This window comes from Synechococcus sp. MIT2312 (assembly GCF_059772315.1).
Window position 1 is genome coordinate 273,800 of sequence record NZ_CM186281.1, and the last position, 21,699, is coordinate 295,498.

13 protein-coding genes are annotated in these 21,699 nt (G+C 53.6%); 7 read left to right on the top strand and 6 right to left on the bottom strand.

Features of this window, described 5'->3' with window-relative positions; all coding sequences use genetic code 11:
- Window positions 1–193: 193 nt before the first annotated feature.
- From AC6EI9_RS01965 to AC6EI9_RS01980, 4 genes are all read left to right on the top strand, one after another.
- Window positions 194–1,417 carry a YbfB/YjiJ family MFS transporter gene (locus AC6EI9_RS01965; protein ID WP_498468816.1) on the top strand — a complete coding sequence of 408 codons (1,224 nt, stop codon included), beginning with the start codon at window positions 194–196 and terminating at the stop codon, window positions 1,415–1,417.
- Between the two features lie 425 nt (window positions 1,418–1,842).
- The gene (locus tag AC6EI9_RS01970; RefSeq protein WP_498468817.1) at window positions 1,843–2,127 is read left to right on the top strand and encodes a hypothetical protein; all 285 of its coding nucleotides are present in this window, start codon (window positions 1,843–1,845) and stop codon (window positions 2,125–2,127) included.
- Complete coding sequence (locus AC6EI9_RS01975; protein ID WP_498468818.1) at window positions 2,127–2,930, top strand: hypothetical protein; 804 nt, start codon at window positions 2,127–2,129, stop codon at window positions 2,928–2,930. Before AC6EI9_RS01970 ends, AC6EI9_RS01975 begins: the two co-directional genes overlap by 1 nt.
- Before the next feature lie 37 nt (window positions 2,931–2,967).
- A complete protein-coding gene (locus AC6EI9_RS01980; RefSeq protein ID WP_498468819.1) occupies window positions 2,968–3,852 on the top strand; it encodes an LOG family protein in 885 nt (294 codons plus the stop codon).
- Between the two features lie 232 nt (window positions 3,853–4,084).
- Here AC6EI9_RS01980 and AC6EI9_RS01985 read toward each other — a convergent pair whose 3' ends face one another.
- Window positions 4,085–5,083 (bottom strand): amidohydrolase family protein, encoded by a 999-nt coding sequence (locus AC6EI9_RS01985; RefSeq protein WP_498468820.1) that lies wholly within the window; start codon window positions 5,081–5,083, stop codon window positions 4,085–4,087.
- Between the two features lie 657 nt (window positions 5,084–5,740).
- Between AC6EI9_RS01985 and AC6EI9_RS01990 the strand changes: the two genes are divergently transcribed.
- Window positions 5,741–7,012 carry a multicopper oxidase family protein gene (locus tag AC6EI9_RS01990; protein WP_498468822.1) on the top strand — a complete coding sequence of 424 codons (1,272 nt, stop codon included), beginning with the start codon at window positions 5,741–5,743 and terminating at the stop codon, window positions 7,010–7,012.
- A 236-nt stretch (window positions 7,013–7,248) separates the two neighbouring features.
- On the opposite strand, the gene fghA is transcribed toward AC6EI9_RS01990, so the two are convergent.
- The 3 genes from fghA to AC6EI9_RS02005 all read right to left on the bottom strand — a co-directional run bounded on the left by fghA (window position 7,249) and on the right by AC6EI9_RS02005 (window position 16,495).
- Window positions 7,249–8,115, bottom strand: a complete 867-nt coding sequence (gene fghA, locus AC6EI9_RS01995) for an S-formylglutathione hydrolase (protein ID WP_498468823.1) — start codon at window positions 8,113–8,115, stop codon at window positions 7,249–7,251.
- 17 nt (window positions 8,116–8,132) lie between these two features.
- The gene (locus tag AC6EI9_RS02000) at window positions 8,133–9,242 is read right to left on the bottom strand and encodes an S-(hydroxymethyl)glutathione dehydrogenase/class III alcohol dehydrogenase (RefSeq protein WP_498470130.1); all 1,110 of its coding nucleotides are present in this window, start codon (window positions 9,240–9,242) and stop codon (window positions 8,133–8,135) included.
- A gap of 389 nt (window positions 9,243–9,631) precedes the next feature.
- Window positions 9,632–16,495 (bottom strand): Ig-like domain-containing protein, encoded by a 6,864-nt coding sequence (locus AC6EI9_RS02005; RefSeq protein WP_498468824.1) that lies wholly within the window; start codon window positions 16,493–16,495, stop codon window positions 9,632–9,634.
- Window positions 16,496–17,253: 758 nt separating this feature from the next.
- Between AC6EI9_RS02005 and AC6EI9_RS02010 the strand changes: the two genes are divergently transcribed.
- Together AC6EI9_RS02010 and AC6EI9_RS02015 are read left to right on the top strand one after the other, a co-directional pair.
- Window positions 17,254–18,423, top strand: a complete 1,170-nt coding sequence (locus tag AC6EI9_RS02010; protein WP_498468825.1) for a DUF2157 domain-containing protein — start codon at window positions 17,254–17,256, stop codon at window positions 18,421–18,423.
- Window positions 18,360–18,956: a hypothetical protein gene (locus AC6EI9_RS02015; protein ID WP_498468826.1), complete on the top strand. Its 597-nt coding sequence runs from the start codon at window positions 18,360–18,362 to the stop codon at window positions 18,954–18,956. The genes AC6EI9_RS02010 and AC6EI9_RS02015 overlap by 64 nt, the downstream gene beginning before the upstream one ends.
- Before the next feature lie 269 nt (window positions 18,957–19,225).
- Here the strand turns inward: AC6EI9_RS02015 and AC6EI9_RS02020 are convergent, their stop codons facing one another.
- Together AC6EI9_RS02020 and AC6EI9_RS02025 are read right to left on the bottom strand one after the other, a co-directional pair.
- Window positions 19,226–20,152 carry a DUF1214 domain-containing protein gene (locus AC6EI9_RS02020; RefSeq protein ID WP_498468827.1) on the bottom strand — a complete coding sequence of 309 codons (927 nt, stop codon included), beginning with the start codon at window positions 20,150–20,152 and terminating at the stop codon, window positions 19,226–19,228.
- A 211-nt stretch (window positions 20,153–20,363) separates the two neighbouring features.
- On the bottom strand, window positions 20,364–21,476 hold the full coding sequence (locus tag AC6EI9_RS02025; protein ID WP_498468828.1) for a DUF1254 domain-containing protein: 1,113 nt from the start codon (window positions 21,474–21,476) through the stop codon (window positions 20,364–20,366).
- Between the last annotated feature and the right edge of the window lie 223 nt (window positions 21,477–21,699).

Genomic DNA, 21,699 nt, shown 5'->3' on the forward strand with positions numbered 1-21,699 from the left:
GATTGGTGAGTGGGGCAGCTCTTTTGGTGTTAAGGAAGAACCAGAGATCTGACCACCACCCCATTGTTCAAGCTGCAGCTGTGGACGTCGGTTCGATCAGGTGGGTAACCCTCACGTCCTCGACTCACTCGTTGGTCTCTTTGATTGAGCTGGGGTGAAGTCTGGCTATTAAAGAAGTGATAGTGAGGAAGACATGTCCCATTCGGCTGTCCCTTATCGGCCCCTTCATCCTTTCAGAGCAACGCTTGCTGCAGTCTGTGCCATTGGAATTGCACTTGGGATGTCGCGATATGCCTATACACCTCTTATCCCTGCATTGATTCGTGATGGCTGGGTCAGTGTTCCTCAGGCTGGATTTCTGGGCGGTGCTAATTGCATGGGCTATCTCGCAAGTTGCCTCCTGGCCATTGTCTTGCCTCGATATCTTCCGATTCGTTCTGTGATTCGTTTGTCATTGGCAATTGCTTTGATTGGTGGGTTGATGTCTGCTTTTGATTTGGGTTTTCGTTGGTTGATCTTGGCGCGTTTTGTCGCAGGTTTGTCGGCTGCACCTTTATTGGTTCTTACTCCATCGGTTCTGAGCTCTCAGATTTCTGATCGTTGGAAAAAAGTTTGCAGTGGTATTGCTTTTGCTGGAAATGGACTATTTATAGTGCTGATTTCATTGACGCTGCCATTTTTTCTTGAGTTTGATGTACAGCTGTCATGGCTCTACGAGGCTGCAGTCACTGCCCTTGCTTGCATCCTTGTATGGCCTTTGTCCTCTCGTGCTTCGGGCAAGCCTCTTGTGAGGTCAGAAGTGTCTCATCACCTCAATGGTGGGCAGAGAAAGGTTCTGCTTGGACTTATTCTCGCTTACGGACTGGGTGCTGTGGCTGTTCAGCCGCCCACGCTTTTTTTGACTGATTACCTACATCGTGATCTTGGCTTGCGAGTTTCTGAGGCCAGTCAGGTTTTCAGTGTTCTTGGTGTCGGAACTGCGATTGGAGCTGGTGTTAGCGGTTTGTTTGCAGGACTTGTAGGCAGTCGACTCACGCTTTTTGTTGTCTATGTGTCTGGTGTAATCAGTATGTTGTTAGTCCTTTTCACTTCAAAAGTTTGGGCGCTGGCTCTTGCCGCAGGACTGGCAGGTGTGTTTTTGATGGGACTGGTGGCCATGACATCACAGCGAACAATGGAAGCTGTGGGCCATGCCCAGCATCCCAAAACCTGGGGAACTATGACTTTGGCATTTGCGTTAGGCCTCACGGTTGGGAGCAATGGAATGTCAGCATTACTGCAATACGGTCAAACTTATCTCGACTTGTTTGCGATTGGTTTTTTTATTGCGCTTTCAGGCCTCGTTCTGACAATGTTTTTGAGTTGTCGGACGTTGCCGTCTGATCAAAAAAACAACATAAATGGCTCACGAGTATGACTCGTTCATGGAACGGTCGATCAATTTTTAAACGGTAAACTTCTGAATTATGGTTTGTCCCCTTGGGTGCTTTAGTGGTTGGTTGGTGAAATTTTTTTTCTCTCGGGATGAGATCCCGTCAAGTGCAATTGTTGGTGGTTGATGTGAGTTGGATTGTGACTCCAGTTCGGGAAGAACAGATGAGATGACAAGAGGAAGGCCGCCCTTCCGGATGGAAAGACGGCCTAAGTCGCTCGTTTGTGCATTGTTCAACCCATCGCTTGTAGAGAAAGGAAGGGTTCGAAGCTTCTGTCTAGAGGCGCCCTGGGGCCATGGGCTCTAGGAGTCGGGTTGTTGTCTCCTGGGGCACCTAGGGCGGTGCGAGTGGAGCGTCGATTGGCGTGGCGCACAAGGTCTGCCGACCAAAGGACCAACCCAGTTGATTGTTGAGACTGTTGGAGCAGGGGCCAGAAGTCAGTCTGCTTCTGCGATCTGCTCAGGTGGAGTGTCGACCAAGGCTGGTTCCTCCGATTGCGTGGCCTTACTTTCCACCCGCAGAGGTGGATCTGGCATCGGTGGAATCACGCATTGCCTTGAACGGCAAAACCTCCAATAGTGGAAAGGTGTGGCTGGATCGTTCCCTGGAAGCAACTCTTGAGCTGTCAACAACACCACAGAAGGATGGGCTGGCGACCATGTGCGCCGTTCAAGCAGCAAGTTCGATCGGCTGATGGCGGCATTTGCGCAAGAGATTGAGGCCGGTGACGGCTACTCATCCAGGCGGACCAAGGAGATCTTCAATCAGAACTTCAAGGACGCCACCCCTGAGGAGATTGAAGGGGCCCGCAAGTGGTACGACCACGACAGGTGGACCGAAGAGAACCAGGACCACAAGATTTGGAAACCAGATCTGTTGGCCCCAGTGCCAGAGGGGCAACAAGGCCACGGTGTGTTCGTGGTGAAGCATCCACACAGCATCACCTTCATGTGTGGACTGTGGGCGGTGGTGCTTGCGCTCACCGACGAAGCAGGCAAGAGGCACAAGTATCCGGTCTGGACACTGGGAGTGAAGACCGGCAAACGGTTCCGATGTTCACCCTCAGGCATTCGCACATTGATCGTCGGCCAGTTTGATCAGGACACCTATGACGACTGGAAACAGCTTGTGATGAACAACCAGCAAGGTGCGTATGAAGCTCTTGCTTCTGCATGTGACTGGCTCGGATACAAGAAAAAAGTTGGCTTGAGCTACCTCAGTGGTCGGTCGTCGATGCAGCTCCTGACGGACATGGGAATTCGATGTGAGAGAGACCATGCCTTCCTTTATCCCCACTACAAAAAGATGTTTGAGGAGAAGCTCTTGAGCGAGACCAGGTCGGAATATGAAGAGTGGCTCAAACATGCTTCAAGCGAGCATCGAGAGATGTTCCAGCAGATGGTTTTGAACATCAAAAGAGAGAACCCAAGGCTTACGGAAGCGGCTGCACGTCAACAGGTCATGACCACTCTCCATGAAATGGGCGTGATGTCATAAAAACTGGCGCCAACCTGTCGTTATCGATGGTTCATCAATGTCTTCAGCATCAAGTGATTCCAGCTTTCTCAGTGACGATCAGAACCTGACTGCACAGAACCTTGATCGGATCATTCATTCGGATACCTACCGGCTGGCCCATCATGATCTTGACCTGCTGAATCGTTCTTCGATGCGGGGGGTCAGGATGCTTTTGGAGATCAGCAAGCCTGAGCTAAGGCTTGAGGAGGCTGGAATCACCTCCACCATCATCGTGTTCGGAGGTGCTCGGGTTCAGGAGCGTTCAGCTGCAGAGTCGTCTCTTGCTGAATCTCTGGATGCACTGAATGCTGACCCAAACTCCTCCTTGTTACAACGCAAGGTGGATCAAGCCCGAAGGCTTGTAGAGCTTTCAGACTTCTACGATTCAGCAAGAGAATTTGCCTTTCTGGCTTCCAGATATGGTCAGCAAGACGACAGCTCGTCTCCGTGTTGTTCGACCCATGTCATCGTCACTGGCGGCGGTCCTGGGATTATGGAAGCCGCCAACCGTGGAGCTTTTGACGCTGGCTGCCGTTCGATCGGTTTCAATATTGATCTTCCCCATGAGCAATATCCAAATCCTTACATCACCCCAGATTTATGCTTTAAATTCAACTACTTTTCATTGCGTAAGTTTCACTTCGTGATGCGCTCAGTTGGGGCAGTGTTGTTCCCAGGTGGTTTTGGCACTTTGGATGAGCTGTTTGAAGTTCTGACATTGCGACAGGTTGGAGCTAAAAGTGCGATGCCGGTCATTCTTTTCGGCACTGATTACTGGTCTCGATTGATTGATTTTGACTTCATGGCGGACTCGGGACTGATTGATGATGAAGACCGTCAATTAATCCAGTTTGCTGATACCGCGACTGAAGCTTGGAATCTGATCCGAGAACAGAGTTAAGGATTATCTTGGAAGCTTGTTTTGAAAGGGTGATGCTCCTCCTTGCGCTGTGGTTTGGAACGTCGTTCAAGCAGTCATTTTTTCGATAGTGCCTTCAGCCAAGAATCGGAACAGTGTGACTCAAGACGCTGGCCAACCTGAGGATCAGTCCTGGCCCTGATGGCTGCTGCTCTGTGATGGCAGTGATGGGTGCTTGAAACCTGGAGCTCCTGGGTTGGGTCGAACAAGGGAATCAGCCCAGTCGAAGCAGCCTCCGTGCTGTGTCTCTGCAGATCATGCTCTTTGCGAGTGGGTCGATCGTTGCCTGGTCAATCCATTGGCCTGCGAGTTCGATGTCTTCATAGGGGTAATCCGTGGAGAACATGATGCGCTCCGGGCCGAGAGTCGCGATCGAACACTGCAGTGCAGCGTCATCACAGACGCCTGAGGTGGTGATGAAGAAATTTCGTCGGAAGACAGCGCTGGGCGTGGTGACGATGTCGTTGCGATAGCGAGTTGACGCATAACGACTGTCCAGTCTCCAGAGATAGAAGGGCAGGTTCTCCCCCATATGTCCGAGGATCACGTTGGCATTGGGATGTTTTTCGAAGACGCCTTTCACAATCAGTCGCAGCGCATGGGTCGCGGTGTCGAATGACCAGCCCCAAGTGGCACCATCGAGCTCCTTCACCATCGAAGCCGGTTGGTTGGTGGGAAGTCCGGGATGAAGATAAAGGGGCACATCAAGCTGCTCGAGTGTCACCCACAGCCGATCGACTCTGGGATTATCGAGGTATTCACCTTGTGTGCTGCCGTTGATCAGAGCTCCAACGAAACCCAGCTCGTTCACGCATCGCTTCAGCTCCGCGCAAGCGGTCTCGATATCCTGCAGATTCAGTGCTGCAAAGCCTCTGAAGCGTTGAGGTTGCAGCTCGATTGCTGTGTGCAGAGCATCGTTCGCATGTCTGGCCATGGCCGATGCTTCGGGCGAGTCGGCGATCGCTTGAATTCCCGGCGCAGTCTGAGACAGCACGGCGATCTCGATCCCGGATTTGTCCATATTGGCCAGTCGCTGTTCAGCCAGTTCAGGCAGCAACGGTTCAATCTGAGCCAGCACCTCCGGGTCGAAAAACTCCAATTCCTCGGATTTTGGAAGAAGTTCTCCGATGGAGAAGTGTTCTTCAAGGGCAACCTTATTGATGGTTGGCTTTTTATCTCTTGCTGCCGGTATTGGAGGGTGATCCTGATTCATCTTCGGATTTGTTGTTGATGAGCCAGCCATCACCTGCACATTCCTCTATTTAACTTTGGCATGTTGATGCAGGTTGGCTTGATTTTGCGCCTCTGGCAAGCCCTGTCTAACCCTGCCGCTTAACGTGGCTGACTCTGAGCATTTTCATCATCTTGAGCATCTAGATGGCATCAAGTGATCAGCTGATAAGGCGCGCAACGGTTAGGGGTCGTTTCGACAACACAATCCTGAGATGAGAGGCGAGCCGATGTCATCAATGTTGAGAAGAGTCGCGCATTGTTCCTCTTTCAACTCACCTTGATTAAATATTGAGGACTGGCTCATATTCTCTTGCTTCGTCGTTCTTTCTTGCGATTGGGCGCTCTTGGCGCTTTCGTTGGCAGCGTTAGCCTGGAAATGTTCAGGACAACTCGAGCCAACGCTCGATCCGCCTGGCAGCGATTCGTCAGCCAACCGACGTTTCAGCGGCCTCGTAATCGAGAGACAGTCGTGCTGGAAATTTCAACAGCACCCATCACTGTTTTAGGAAAATCTGTAGTTCGGGGCTGCATTCGGCAGCTGAATGGTCAGCGCGGATACACAACCTCTCAGGCTCATGGCATCAATCTCGAATTGATCAACCGATTACCGGTACCTTCATCTGTTCACTGGCATGGCTTGGTTCTTCCGAATGCCATGGATGGGGTGCCGTTTGTCACGCAACCCCCGATCCCACCGGGACAAAGTCAGCGGATCCACTATCCGCTTGTGCAAAACGGCACCTTCTGGATGCATTCCCACTATGGCCTGCAGACCCAGAGCTATGTGGCTGAGCCTTTTGTGATACTTGATCAGGAGCAGGAGTTGTGGGCTGATCGAACTATCACTGTGATGCTGCGGGACTTCAGCTTCACGCCAGCAAGCCAGATTCTCGAAAACGTCATCGCTGGCGAGCGCGGCGGTGGTACGGCTATGTCTAAGCGCCTAGCTGATTTCGCATGGCATCAGCCGCGGATGTTGCTCAGCCAGCAATGGGATCCATCGAAGCAACGCTTTGGCTGGAAACGTGAGCAGGGGAATTTGATGATGGCCCCGGATGTTGTTTATGACGCGCTGCTGGCGAATGAGCGAAGTCTTGATGCGCCGGAAATCATCGATGTGCTGCCAGGTGAGACCGTTGCGATTCGCTGGATTGCCGGCAGCGCCTTCATGAGCTTTTTCCTCGACCTTGGCGATCTCGATGGCGAATTACTCCGCACTGATGCCAATCCTGTGGAGCCGATTAGTGGTTCGGTGTTTCAACTCTCTTTAGCTCAGCGGTTGACGCTGCGCATCAAGGTCCCTGAAGAGCCCGGGGTTTTTCCACTGCTGGCTTTAGGTGAACGCAGCAACCTGCGCTGTGGCGTTGTGCTGCGCAACAACCCGAAGCTCAGTATGCCTGCTTTGACTCCGCAAACTGATCAGTGGACCGGTCGCCTCGATTTCACTCAAGACAAGCAATTACGGGCACAACGACCTCTGAAGGCGCGTACCGCTGACAACACGATCCCCATCGCTCTGACAGGGCCTGCGCCCAAATACACCTGGGGACTGAACGATCGTTTCTATCCCTACAGAGCTCCCTACTGGGTTGAAGAAGGCCAACGGGTGGAGATGGTTTTTTCCAATCCCACCCCGATGGGACATCCCATGCATCTGCATGGCCATGAATTTCAAATAATTGAAATCGATGGCGAGCCGTTGGCAGGTGCCTTGCGCGACACCGTTTATGTTCCTAAAGGAGGAACCTGCCGCATTGCCTTTGATGCCATCCATCCCGGCATCTGGGCTTTCCACTGCCATATCACTTACCACCACGCTCGAGGCATGTTCAACGTGGTGGCCTATCGCTCGGCCGATCTGAGCTGGTGGGACCCAGAGGGCTTCAGTCATGAACAACTCCCTTTTTGACTCGCTTCAGCTCTGCAATCACAGCAGTGCTTAGGGGTAAGGAAGTTCCAATTGGCCGCTGCTGCCACTCAGTGATTCGTGATTGCATTGGATCGAGTGGAGTGGTCCTTGCGTTGTCTCTGACTTTTTGTGCAACTGATCGTGATTGTGGGCAGTGCCCTTTCGCCGGATGATCGATTTCAGCAGAGAGCTTTTCACTTTGCAGACCCCTGCCTGAACAGCTGCTCCAGGCCTGTTCAAGTGTCTGGTGTGAGAGCGTTGGCGTGGTAGTCAAGATGTCGGTCGATCACGCTGGCTACGAAGAAATAGCTGTGGTCATAACCCTCATGACTCACCATCTCAAGACTCTGCCCGCTTCTGAAACAGGCGTTGCGTAGCTCTTCCGGACGCAACTGCTCCTCAAGGAAGGGATCAGCGGAGCCGATATCCACCAGCAGGCAATCATTCCTGAGGTGTCCATCCTCCAGGAGTGTCACAGCATCCCATCGACGCCATGAGAGCTGTTCGTCAGATGTTGTTCCAAGCAAGTGGCTGAATGCCTTCCGTCCCCATGAGCACTGGACTGGGTGTGTGATCGGAGCCACTGCAGACACCGATCGGTAGAGCTGGGGATGACGCAGACCCAAAACCAGTGCACCGTGGCCTCCCATGGAGTGGCCGGAGATACCCAGTCTCTGATCATCCAGGGGCACTTCCTTGCACAGCTGTGAGATCAACTCGTCAACCACAAAGCTGTGCATCCTGTAGTGCGATGACCAGGGCTGTTTCTCGGCGTCCACGTAGAAGCCGGCACCATGTCCGAAATCCCAGTTTCCCTCAGGATCGCTGGGGACGTCATCACCGCGAGGGCTGGTGTCCGGCATGACCAGTGCCAGACCAAGTTCGGATGCACGTCTCTGAGCGCCTGCCTTCTGCACAGCGTTTTCGTCGTTACACGTCAGTCCTGACAGCCAGATCAGGACGGGGACGCGTTCTGGCTTCGGTCCCAGCGCCCGCTTCGGAAGAAAGACCCCAACTGTTGTGGAGCTGTTCAGCTGACGGGATTCCAGTTTGTAACGGCGTTGCTCTCCGTCGAAGCAGCGGTGACAGTTGATCAACTCCATGGTTCTGGTCGTCGTTCCTAGAAATGAATGACAGAGCGAATGCTCTCTCCTCGATGCATGAGTTCGAAGGCCTCATTGATGTCGTCCAATTTCATGGTGTGGGTAATGAAGCTGTCCAGGGGAATGCCTCCTTTCTGATAGCTCTCGACATAGCCAGGCAGCTGGCTTCTGCCTCTGACCCCCCCAAAGGCTGACCCCCTCCAGACCCGACCAGTGACCAGTTGAAAGGGTCTCGTACTGATTTCCTGGCCTGCACCTGCAACGCCGATGATTGTCGACTCACCCCAGCCCTTGTGACAGGCCTCGAGGGCTGCACGCATGACATCCACATTGCCGATGCATTCGAAGGAATAGTCAACACCTCCGTCGGTCATGTCGATCAGGACGTCCTGGATCGGTGCTTCATGGTCACGTGGGTTGATGCATTCCGTCGCCCCCAGCTGCTGGGCGATGGTGAATTTGTCTGAGTTGAGATCGATGCCGATGATCCTTTCGGCACCTGCTTGAACGGCACCGATGATCACGGCCAGCCCGATGCCGCCAAGACCGAATACAGCGACCGAGCTGCCCTTCTGCACTTTGGCAGTGTTGTGCACTGCGCCGATCCCCGTTGTGACTCCGCAGCCCAGCAAGCAAACCTTTTCTAATGGCGCTTCCTGATTGATCTTCGCAACCGCTATCTCAGGGAGCACTGTGTACTCGGAGAACGTCGACGTTCCCATGTAGTGGTGAATCATTGAACCCTCGCGGGAGAACCGACTGCTGCCGTCGGGCATCACCCCTCTGCCCTGGGTGGCTCGAATCGCCTGACAAAGGTTTGTCTTGCCTGAGCGGCAGTAGCTGCATTCACGGCATTCCGGTGTGTAAAGGGGAATCACGTGATCTCCAGGAGCAACCGAGCTCACGCCCTCTCCGACCTCCATCACCACAGCGCCGCCCTCATGGCCCAGCACAGCAGGAAATAGTCCTTCCGGATCCGCACCGGACAGTGTGTAGGCATCTGTGTGACACACCCCGGTGGCCACGATTTTCAGCAGCACTTCACCATGTTTTGGAGGCGCCACCTCGATTTCGGTGATGTCAAGTGGTTTGCCGGGTGCCCATGCCACGGCAGCTCTGGAGCGAATCATCGATCTCAGCGCGTGATCTCATCATCATGAGCCTTGCTTCTGCTCCGTGTTGCCGGCAGGGGCATGACCATGGATTGGTTGCGCTTTCAGCGCACTGTTCGATGCCACTGGCTGCCGGGCGGTTTCAAACCGACCGCTGCACGCATCGCCTCTAGGCAGAATCGTGGGTCAGGAAACTTGAATTGCGTGGCTGCGGGCAGCATCCAATCTGAGGTCCAAAGCTGGTCTTGGTGGCCGCTGCTGCCACTCAGCTCTCAGTTGCAGCTCAAGGTCTGAGGGGCTTGTCCCTCATGTGTCCTTGGAATTTTGTGCAACTGAGCGTGATTATGGGCTAGTGATGATGGGCTTGCGGTGGAGCTTGAGCTGGTGCTGTTGAGGAATGGAAATTAGATGATTTCAAACTTGATGCTGAGGTCGTTGAAATCCCAGTCAGAGGAGTTTTGTGAGTTGTCGTCCTCAAAGGCAAAGAAGTTGCATCCGAGGGCTTTGATTTGAGATGAGCCGTAGGTGTAGATCTCGCCATCGGGTGTGATCAGAACAGGTGCGTACAAGCCAGCATCAGAAGCCGAGAGATCCCATTCAATGGCCTGCGTCTCAACACCAGTGCAGGAGATGCTGTCGCCGCCTGGATTGATGAGGTTGTCGGCAACGGCCTGGTCAAAGGCTGCGCCTGCAGTGTTGGTGATGCCGTCAACCGAGAAGTTACCGTCGGCGTCCTCACTGAGCTTGACCATGGCGATGCGGTTGACGAAGGCGCAGTTGCTGTTCAGTGAAAGTTTGAGGGTTTGGCCTGTTGCCGGAATGCTGGAGAGATCAAGGACAGCGTTGTGGATGCCTTGTTGCTTGGCAGCCATCGCGGTCGCTGCAGGATTGGGTGAGGAGGCTGAGTGGCTGATGTCGACGACCAGATCATCGTGATCGCTGTCGTTGAGTCTGTCGTTGAGCCTGAGCTGGAAGCTGCCGTCGTTGTTGTCAGTGATGTCGAGTTGTGGTGAGCTGATGAGCGGTTGGTTGTTGCTGAACTGATGGAACGAGATGGTGGATCCGTGTGGCATGAAGATCGCGTGATCCCCGCAGTTTCCTGAGGAGTGTGTGGCGCCGATACAGCCGAGGGCGTTGTTGTTCTGATCAACAATGATCAGGCTGTTCTGGAGATCGGAATCAGCCGAGATCACCTTGAGGTTGATCCAGAGTCCTTGTGCTGCGCTTTTCGTGACAGAGAACGAGTTTTCGTTGCTGAGCAGGAGCTTGCTGGTGGTTGGCGTGTTGGGAATGAGGTCTGAGCCACCAGTGGATGCTGCGGGGATGGTGGAGTTGTTGGTGACCGTGGTGCTGGAGAAGGAGACGGCGTCATTGCCAGCCGAGTCCTGAACCGCATTGGCATCGTCGGAGCTGGAAGGGTCGTTGTAGGCAACGGTGACGGCCTGATTGGCTTTGATGGTGTTGGTGAGTGTGAGCTCACTGGTGGCACCGTCATTGGAAACGGCGGTCACGGCATTGGCTGCACCGTCGGTTGTGACCGCAAAGGCCGAGGTGGGAGCGGTTGTGGAGGAAAGGGTTTCGTCGTAGCTGAGAACGACTTTGGCCCCGTCTGTGGATGTGGCGGCAGAGGAGAAGGAGGGCCTGACGGTGTCAACCGAGAGGCTGACGGCGTTATTGGCATCGGAGCCGTCGTTGTTGGTATTGCCAGCTGAATCGGAGAACTTGGCTGAGGCAACGGAGATCAGACCGTCGCTGGTGCTGTTGGCAGAGGGAGTGAATGTGGAGGAGTAGGCAGTGCCTGAACCGGAGAAGTTGGAAAGCGCACCGCCGGAAACCGACACATCGGATTGCACGAAATCGGTGGTGGATTCTGAAAGCGTGAAGCCGAGTGATGCGGTTTCGCCTGCTTTCAGGGAGGCGACATCAGAGCTGATGGTGATGGTTGGAGCTGCCGTGTCTTTGGTTGAGGTATCGGAGGCTTGCGTTGCTGCATTACCAGCTAAGTCGCTGACATCGGCTGTGATGGAGATTGTGCCGTCGTTCAGGGAGGAGAGATCGAGATTGGAGCGTGAATAGGAGTTGCTGTTGACGGAGGCGGTGGTGTTGATGGGAGTGCCGCCAGCAGAGGAGGAGATGTTGATGGCAACGGTTTGACCGTCTTCTGCGCCAGAGGTGGTTCCTGCGATGGCGACCGAGCCATCTTCCGCTGCGTTGAGACTTCCGTCGCCACCGTCGTTGATGGCAACAGAGATGTTGGGAGCAGTGGAGTCTTTGGTTGAGGTATCGGAGGCTTGTGTTGCTGAATTACCGGCTAAATCGCTGACATCAGCGGTGATGGTGAGTGTGCCGTCGTTAACAGAAGAGAGATCGAGGCCAGTGACGGAATAGCTGTTGCTGTTGGTGGTGGCGGTGGTGTTGATGGGAGTGCCGCCAGCCGAGGAGGAGATGTTGATGGCAACGGTTTGACCGTCTTCTGCACCAGACGTGGTTCCTGAGATGTCAACGGAGCCATCTTCTGCTGCGTTGAGACGTCCGTCGCCGCCGTCGTTAATGGCAACAGAAATGGTTGGAGCTGCCGTGTCTTTGGTTGAGGTATCGGAGGCTTGCGTTGCTGCATTGCCAGCTAAGTCGCTGACATCGGCTGTGATGGAGATTGTGCCGTCGTTCAGGGAGGAGAGATCGAGGCCAGTGACGGAATAGCTGTTGCTGTTGGTGGAGGCGGTGGTGTTGATGGGAGTGCCGCCAGCCGAGGAGGAGATGTTGATGGCAACGGTTTGACCGTCTTCTGCACCAGACGTGGTTCCTGAGATGTCAACGGAGCCATCTTCTGCTGCGTTGAGAAGTCCGTCGCCGCTGTCGTTGATTGCAACAGAAATGGTTGGAGCTGCTGTGTCTTTGGTTGAGGTATCGGAGGCTTGCGTTGCTGCATTGCCAGCCAAGTCGCTGACATCGGCTGTGATGGAGATTGTGCCGTCGTTAAGAGAAGAGAGATCGAGGCCAGTGACGGAATAGCTGTTGCTGTTGGTGGTGGCGGTGGTGTTGATGGGAGTGCCGCCAGCCGAGGAGGAGATGTTGATGGCAACGGTTTGACCGTCTTCTGCGCCAGAGGTGGTTCCTGCGATGGCGACCGAGCCATCTTCCGCTGCGTTGAGACTTCCGTCGCCACCGTCGTTGATGGCAACTGAAATGGTTGGCCTGATGGTGTCGACGCTGAGAGTGACGGAGTTATTGGGATCGGAGCCATCGGCGTTGAAGTTGCCGCTGGTTTCGGAAAACTTGGAACTGCCAACGGAGATCACGCCGTTGCTGGTGCTGTCAGCTGTTGGTGTGAAGGTGGCGGAGTAAGAGGTTCCGGAACCAGAAAAGTTGGAGAGAGCACCGCCGGAGACGCTGATGTCGGATTGAACGAAATCAGTGGAGGCGTCTGAAAGCGTGAAGCTCAGGGTTGCTGTCTCGCCGGCTTTCAGAGAGGAGACATCGGAGCTGACGGCGATGGTTGGCGCGGTGTTGTCGAGGTTGTAGACCCGCACATGCCCGGCTTGGTCGCCGTTGCCATCGTTGTAAAAGGCACCGACGGCAACGGTGCTGCCGTCCTTTGAGAGAGAGATTGCCCAGCCACTGCGGTCATAAGCTTCTTCTCCATCAATTTCAGTACCTAATTCGTTCCATGCTGAAGAGCTTGCATCCCATTGATAAAGACGTGAATAGCCTTGATTGTCGGTAGGACTGTGGGTGCCAGGGGCACCAATCGCAACAAGGTTGCCGTCGCCCGAAAGAGAAACTGAGTGACCGCTCTGGTCGCGTGTACCTTTTCCAACGATGTCAGCGCCGCGTTGCTCCCAGGCACTGCCATTCCATTCATGGATTTGGGTTTTTCCGGGGTGATTAGGGGCACCAATGGCGACAATGCTGCCGTCGCTGGAAAGCGAAACAGAGTTTCCACTCCCGTCACCCCAGGTATCACCATCAATAGGGCCGCCGCGTTGCTCCCAGGCACTGCCATCCCACGCAAAAATTTGGGTGTAGCCTTGTCGGCCTGTGTTGCTGGCTCCGACAGCAACAACATTGCCGTCGCTGGAGAGTGAAACAGAATTTCCTGCTCCAGCTCGGCTTACTAAGAGGTGTGATTTTCCTCTTGAATGATTACTAATATCGCTGCCGCGTTGAATCCAGTCGTTCGTGAGTGAATTCCAGTCGTAGATGCGAGCGCGACCTCCTCTTTTTTTGTTCTGACTACAGCTACCGACACCAGGATTACCAATGGCAATAACACTGCCATCACTTGAAAGTGAGACCGAGAATCCGCTTTCATCACAAGCGGTTTTTCCATCAATATCGCTGCCGAGTTGGTTCCATGCAGAAGAGCCTGCATCCCACTGAAAGATGCGGGTTTTATTTCCACCAGGATTTCCAAGGGCAAAGATTGTGCCGTCGCTGGACAGGGAGACGGAACCGGCGCCCCACGAGACGCCAGTGGGTCCCACGAAGTCGCTGCCCATTTGAATCCAGGCATTGGTCTCTGAATTCCGCTGGAAGACGCGGGTTTTATTTCCACCATGACTCGTAATGGCGACAATGGTGCCATCGCTGGAGAGCGAGACGGACCTGCCGCTGTAGTCATTCGCTGCTTCTCCATCGATGTCGCTGCCGCGTTGCTCAAAGGGTTGTGTGGAACTGTTGGTAACGGCGGTAGTGCTTAGCGATGCGGCGTCATTGCCTTGACTGTCTTGGACGACATTGCTGTCGTTGGAGTCGGATGGATCGGTGTAGGAAACGCTGATGGCATGCCAGCTGGGGATGGGCCTGGTGACTGTGAGCTCAACGGTGGAACCGGAAACGCCAACGCCGGTGACGGCATTGGCAACCCCGCCTGAGGTGACCGTAAAGGCAGATGCTGCTGCGGTGTTGGCAGAGAGCGCCTCGTTGTAGGTGAGCACCACTTTGGTGCCATCAGTACTCGTGGCAGCTGAGGAGAAGGTGGGCGGTGTGCCAGCAACAGTGGAGTTGTTGGTGACCGATCTGCTGCTCAGAGTCGCCGCGTCAATCCTGGCTAAATCCTGGACAGCATTGCTGTCATCGGAACCGGATGGATCGGTGTAAGTAACGGTGACCGCCTGATCATTTCTGACGGTGTTGGTGAGTGAAAGTTCAACGGTGGAACCGGAGATGGCAACAGCGGTGACCGCATTCGCTGCACCATCAGTTGTAACGGCAAAATCCGATATGGCTGCGGTTGTTGCAGAGAGTGCCTCGTTGTAGGTGAGAACAACTTTGGTTCCGTCGGTGTTGGTGGCGGCCGAAGAAAAGCTGGGGGCGATGGTGTCGTAAACATCATTGGTGAATGGATTGGCGAAGCCAACGACACCTGAAGACAGCGAGGAGGCGACGGAGGATGAATTGCCTCCGTAGGCGAGTGCTCCCCAGGTGATGACGGAGCCGTCATTTTTCAGCGCTGCAAAGGCAGAATTAGTGGAAAAGATTTGGCTGACGCCTGAGGACAGCGAGGAGGAAACAGAGGATGAATTGCCTCCGTTGTTTGAGTCTCCCCAGGTGATGACGGAGCCGTCGTCTTTCAGGGCTGCAAAGGCGGAATTAGTGGAAAAGATTTGGCTGACGCCTGAGGACAGCGAGGAGGCGACGGAGGATGAATTGCTTCCGTAGTTTGATTGTCCCCAGGTGATGACGGAGCCGTCGTCTTTCAGCGCTGCAAAGGCAGAGCCAGTGGAAAAGATTTGGCTGACGCCTGAGGAAAGCGAGGAGGAGACGGAGGATGAATTGCCTCCCCTGTTCGAGTCTCCCCAGGTGATGATGGAGCCGTCGTCTTTCAGGGCTGCAAAGGCATATCTAGTGGAAAAGATTTGGCTGACGCCTGAGGACAGCGAGGAGGAGACGGAGGATGAATTGCCTCCGTGGCTTGAGCCTCCCCAGGTGATGACGGAGCCGTCGTCTTTCAGTGCTGCAAAGGCATAAGCAGTGGAAAAGATTTGGCTGACGCCTGAGGACAGCGAGGAGGAGACGGAGGATGAATTGCCTCCGTTGCTTGAGCCTCCCCAGGTGATGACGGAGCCGTCATCTTTCAGGGCTGCAAAGGCAGAATTAGTGGAAAAGATTTGGCTGACGCCTGAGGACAGCGAGGAGGCGACGGAGGATGAATTGCTTCCGTAGTTTGATTGTCCCCAGGTGATGACGGAGCCGTCGTCTTTTAGGGCTGCAAAGGCAGAATTAGTGGAAAAGATTTGGCTGACGCCTGAGGACAGCGAGGAGGCGACGGAGGATGAACTTCCACCCGCGTAGGAACGCCCCCAAGTGATTACAGAGCCGTCGTCTTTCAGCGCTGCAAAGGCAGAGAAAGTGGAAAAGATTTGGCTGACGCCTGAGGTCAGCGAGGAGGAGAAGGAGGATGAATTTCCACCAGCGTAGTTAGCCCCCCAAGTGATCACAGAACCGTCCTCTTTCAGCGCTGCAAAGGCATAACCGTTGGAGAAGATTTGGCTGACGCCTGAAGACAGCGAGGAGGAGACTGAGGATGAACTGCCTCCATAGGAGAGCGCTCCCCAGGTGATGACGGAGCCGTCGTCTTTGAGTGCTGCAAATGCGGATTGATTTCGACTCTCTTTGAATGTTCGCCCAGGTGACGCCTTGGGGTTAGTTGTATTGCTTGAGAAGCCAGCTAATTGATAGTTCCACGTCAACAGTTGGTGTTGATTGATTGGGAAATCAGGCTTGTCCCTTGTCGATGCATTGCTAAGTCTCCAGTGTCGGCTGCCATCGGCCTGACGGCCCAATATCCCAGGACTGGCCCATATCGATGCACCAGAGAGCTCTTCGAAAACACTGACGAAATCTTGATCTGCCCCGGTTGAGCAGCTCCAGAGATTGATTGTTTTGACCTGCCAAGTGGCGAGCGCCTGCTGGGCATTCAGCAAAGCCGTTGTGTTGAGCGTTTGATCACCAACAAAAACAGCACCAGGCGCTCCATGGCTGATCCAGTGCAGCCGTTCAACAGGTCTGCCTTGCTCTCTCTTTTGAGCTAAGACTTCTCCAACAACAATCAGCGGGTCGTGTTGATCTGTGAGCCACAACACCGGAACGCGGCAAGTAGCCAGCAACTCGCGGATGTGGGGGCATGACCCATCGGCGACAAGCAGCTCTTTGTCTTCAATGCCAACCGACTGATTGACGCTTGTTGGGGAGTTGCAAGCCCAGAGCGTGCTGAGCCTTAATTGCGCATCAACAAATCCTTCATCAACCTGATGAGACAACGCCATCGCTACCTTTCAGTCTGATGAGCGTGCTGATCCCCCAGATCAGGCTCGAAGGGCGTCGCCTCGACGCCAGCATTCGACCCCCTGTTCCAAGGGAGCAGACTTGCTGATGCTCGCGAGGTAAGGAGCAAATTCAGACCTGATCTCCCAACGATTATCGAAGCGGCAATGCACTGCTGCGACTGGTATGTGGTCCGATTAGTGCACGATTTGATCAGGCCATCGCTTGGTTTGCTTGAGAGGCGTCAAGAGGGGGCTGAGTCTTGGTTCCGGCTTTCGAGGTCTGTTCGATGCCACTGGCTGCATGCCATTTTCAAATCGATCGCTGCACGCACCGCCTCTAGGCAGAATCGTTGTGAGGAAACTTGAATTGAGTGGCTGCGAGCAGCATCAAACCTGAGGACCAAAGCTGGCCCTGGTGGCCGCTGCTGCCACCTTTTGCCCAGTTTTTGATATGAGTCTGAGGGGATGATCCCTGACTTGTCTCTGTAATTTTGTGCAACTGGGCAGAACTATGGGCATTTCCTAGGTGGCTATCAGCTCAGCGCAATGTTCAGATACAACTGAACCTCAGCGTTGCCTTCAACTGTCGATTTTGAGGACGTCAAGCGCAGAGGTTTGAAACCTGAAGTCATCAGCATTGAAGGTCTGGATCTTTATCGAAACGATGTTGATGGCTAAAGACTGCTCATCAAGTTTCAGGAGAATTCGTCCAGTCAGCTGAGCGGGTCTTGCACAATGAATGTGAGCGTAGTTTCTGAATGGATCCTTCCAAATCGTTAAGTGATCAGCTGCGCCGGTGGTTGCAAGCTGAGCTGATCGATGCCGATGTGGCCGAAGCGATTCAGCGATGGGAAGACTCCCAGCTCAATCAGTCGAAGCATTCATCGGTGCGTCATTTGGCTGTACCCATCCGTTTGTCGATTCTGCTTGGCTCACTGCTGTTGGCTGCTGGCCTACTGCTTTTCGTCTCAGCTCACTGGGATCAGATGCCACCGTTGTGGCGAGTGAGCCTGCTTCTGTTCATTGTGATCGCTTTGCACGCTGGTGGTGCTTGGTTTGCTGAGCGTTTTCAGCTGATGGCACTTGGCTTGCACGCAGTTGGCACGGTGGCTTTTGGTGCGGGAGTGTTTCTCTGCGCTCAGATTTTCCACCTTGATGTCCTCTGGTCGTTCCGTTGGGGCCTACTGCTCTGGTCCTTGGGAGCCGCAGCGGGGTGGAAGTTGTTGCGGCAGTGGCCCCAATTGGCCTTGCTTTCACTGCTTCTGCCTGGATGGATCGCCGCACTGATCATGTTCGAAGTGGATCGGTTTTCGAGCTCTGAACCGGACTGGGCCGTCGTTCCAATTGCTGCTGGCGCACTTCTGACCTCTTTGACGTACTTCACGGCACCTGATCGCACGCCATTGACCCCTGCTCGGTCGGTGTTGATGTGGATGGGTGGTCTTGCTCTGGTGCCGGCAGCTGTGACTTGGGCTGTGGTGGCGACGGGTCTGGATTTGCCTGCTTTGGGACAGCCGCTTTGGTTGTCATTGATGGTCTGGGTCGTGACGCTGGGTGGGCCGGTCATCCTTGGTTGGTGGCTGCGACCCCATCGCTTTTGGCCCCTGGCCCTTGTAGCGATCTGGATGGTCCTCGATCTTGTAATCCAGGTTCAAGGATTCAGTGTGCTGAGTTTTGCTTGGTGGGGGGTCGGGTCTGTGGGCTTGATGCTTTGGGGCAGTACTGAAGCCCGAGCAGAGCGGGTGAACATCGGCACCGTTCTGCTCGCAACCACGCTGATTGGCTTCTATTTCACCGAGGTGATCGGTCGTTTTGATCGCTCCCTGTCTCTTTTGGGGCTTGGCTTGTTCTTTTTGGTTGGTGGATGGGGCTTAAACAGATTGCGACAAGCTCTGCTTCCCAATCTTCCTCCCAATCCACCGTCATAAATGTCATGAAGAGTCGAGTTCTATCGAGACCAGGTCTTCAACTTGCTGGTGTTCAAGCCGCCCTGATGCTTTTCACTGGATTACTGTTTTGGTTCGATCGTCAGATCAGTCCTCGCGCCTGGGTGCCAACGGCACCCGTTGATCCAAACCTGCCGATTCGAGGGCGTTACATCACCTTGAACATGGTGGTTCCTTTTATTTCCAACAGCACGGATGTTTCTGCCACTGACCTGGTTGGTTCCTGGCAAGATGTGCAGCTTCGCGTTGAGTCGGATCGGCTGCAGGCTGTGCAGAAGGTTGGAGCAGGATTCAATAATTATGCCGGAGAAATTAGGCTGCGTGAGGGATCGCTGGTGGTTAATCCTGGGCCAGAATTAGCCTTTTTTATTCCACCCCATGTCAAGGATCCTTCAATCCGACCGGATGGCAGCACCCTTTGGGTTGAGGTAACACTGCCTGGTTCAGGAGCACCAAGACCGATTCAGCTCGGTATCGAGAAGGATGGTCAGATTGAACCCTTGGTATTGCGCTGAAGCAATGATTGATGGAACGAGGTTGTGCCTTGTCCTTTGAAGAGCAGCGCGATCAACACTGTCCGTGGGGGCCGCTGCTGCCACTTAAGAGTGTTTGATTACAGTGAGTTTGAGAGGGTAATCCCTCAGTTGTCCCCAGTTTTTTGTGCAACTGGGCGTGATTGTGAGCAACCGCTGGATTCAGCAACGGCATCCAGTTTTCGAATGGCGTGATTGTGCTGATCAATCAGTCGTTACGGAAGAATCAGGTATCCCAACATCGCTTTTTCCTACTGCCGCTCGACCTTCACTTTCATGATTGCACCGGGTGCTGGCACGTACGCACGAAGGACTCCATAGAAGTCTTTGCCAGTGGGAATTCCGTTTTTTCCACTCCCATTAGGACTGAGTGTGATGGTTGTTGTTCCATCTTGGTTCCGCTCTGAAGAGAATGTGGTTCGGTCGTAGATCTTCAGATCGTTTGGGATCAGCAGCTTGTTATCGGTTCCGTAGAGGGTCACTGAAAAGTAGCCGCCAGGGTTGTAAAGCCCTGCAGGCACAGTCACGACATACGTCGCATCACCGCGCAAAGGCGCACCGCTGTCGTCGACCAAGATGGTGCCGTAACGGACCGTGTCGGAAGGCGTTCCTAACTGGCCCAACTTCACTCCGGCTGCGAGGTCGAGGAAGCTGACGTCTCCGCTAACCCGACCGAAGGCGTCATCGGGGTTGATATAGGTGATCACTGTGTCGATGACGGCCTGGGCGTTCTTTTCCGTCTCTGGGCTGAATTGCTGGACCTCACGCTGCATGTCTCCCTTGCCGCCCTGCATCTGGAATTGGCTACGGGAGGCGACGACTGCGTCCAGGTTTTCAACGACGACCATCCTGGTCAGCACAAGACCTTGATCAGTTTCAAGCTCAACCACCTCAAAGTCGCCCTCGGGCATCGCTTGGCTGGGTCGTTTGAGCAGGATCGGTTTTGTTGGGTTGGTGATGACAGCCGGCACATTGTGCTTCATATCGAAGACCGACACCGACAAGAATTTGTCGTAAGTCGGCGTCGTCAGGATTGCCGGGCCGTCTGAGATCGAAAACCAGTTGTAGCCGTAGTCGACAGTGGCTTGTGGCGTGACCACTGTGGTGTCGCTGGGATCCACCAAACCGGTGAACTTGAAAGTGCCCTTCTCGTTCTTCTCCAGCCAAGTGTTCATCATCTTGACCTGTTCCTGATTTGGATACTCCCTCAAGTAGGACTCGACAGTTTCCTGTGCTGCTGCCATTGGGCTCAAGGTCAGCAGAGGCAGGAGGCAGAGGAAACGACGAAGGCGGTGAGACATCTCAGAAATTCTGAAGGGGGAGCGTGGTCTTGATCCCTACAAGGGAGATTTTTGCAGCAATCCGATGATGCAGGCTTGCTCAACACATTTACTGACTTCTAGCAGCGGATTGCATTTCGGGAACTTTCCAACTTCCATCAAAATAAGGCTTTTGCGGAGAGTAGATGCGCAGCGTTGCATTGGAGCCTGGGTAAATTTCTAAGAAATTTTCTTTGGCTGAATTCTTTCCGAAATTAAGCACATAGTTGCCATCTTTATCCTGCTTCGCAAAGGAGCTATTTACATTGTAATTCTCTCCTTGGGCGAATCCATCTTTGTCGTAGACAGTTACCGACCAAAAAGCATTGCTTGCCATAGGGACATCCTTCAGTAAGAGTGTGAATTCTTCATCAGATCCAGGAATGCTAATGGAGGGATAGACAGCTCCTTCTTTTGTTAGAGCACCCCACCCGAAGGCAACCCCAATGTTTCTCATCTCCGAACTGATTTCACCCTTGTCGCCAAAGATTTCTTCACTGCTAATACCTTTTGTATTCTTTTCTTCTTGATAGTCAGATCGCATTGAAAGCATTTGGCTCCTATCCCAATCTTTTGTTTGCACGAATTTGCCGCGATTCTTTTGGCGAATTGTTGTTTCATCTTGAATGTCGCCAACCCGCTCAATATCGGCAGGATCCTGCATATTTACTTGGGTGCGAATGATGATAAATGCGAAGCGACTACCCACCATTTCTTCTGTTATCTCGTAGACGCCGGGCTTGCTAGTCACCAATGGAATCCAGTGATAAGCGCTAACCACTTCCAGGATTTGCAGCCGATCGGAGGCTGGCAAGGTGATTGTTGCTGGACTTTTCAAGTCAACAACAGCTGCTGAGTACAACGTATCAAAGTTTGGCCTCAATATAGTTCTATCTTTGGGATCCATTGCCTTCCGGAAATGCATGAATACACCCATCCCGTCTGAACAGGTTGCCTTTGCAATTTTTTGAACATAATCACCGAGAATTATTTCAGTTTCGGCAAACGCGTAGTTGTCTGCATTGACGATGGCTTTCGTCGTTGAACTTTCTTTTTTAAGAGCAGGCTTGATGTCGTCGCACTCTGACGGCCTGCTGCTAGCAAAACCAGAAGTATTGGCACTCATCGCCAAGGTTGCTGTGATGACAGCCGCAAGACAAAAAGCAGGCTTGATCCGATTCACTATTTAAGCTTCAAAAGATTTTGTAAGTTTAGCCAATATTTCGGGCTAAGCATTAATCTTAGAGAAATCAGAGCGCTCCCAACACCAGCTAGAGCAATCATGAAGGGCGATCTGAGTGCAACTGAGGGCATCTCGTCAGAGGACCAAAGCTGGTCTTGGTGGCCGCTGCTGCCACTCAGCTCTCAGTTGCAGCTCAAGGTCTGAGGGGCTTGTCCCTCATGTG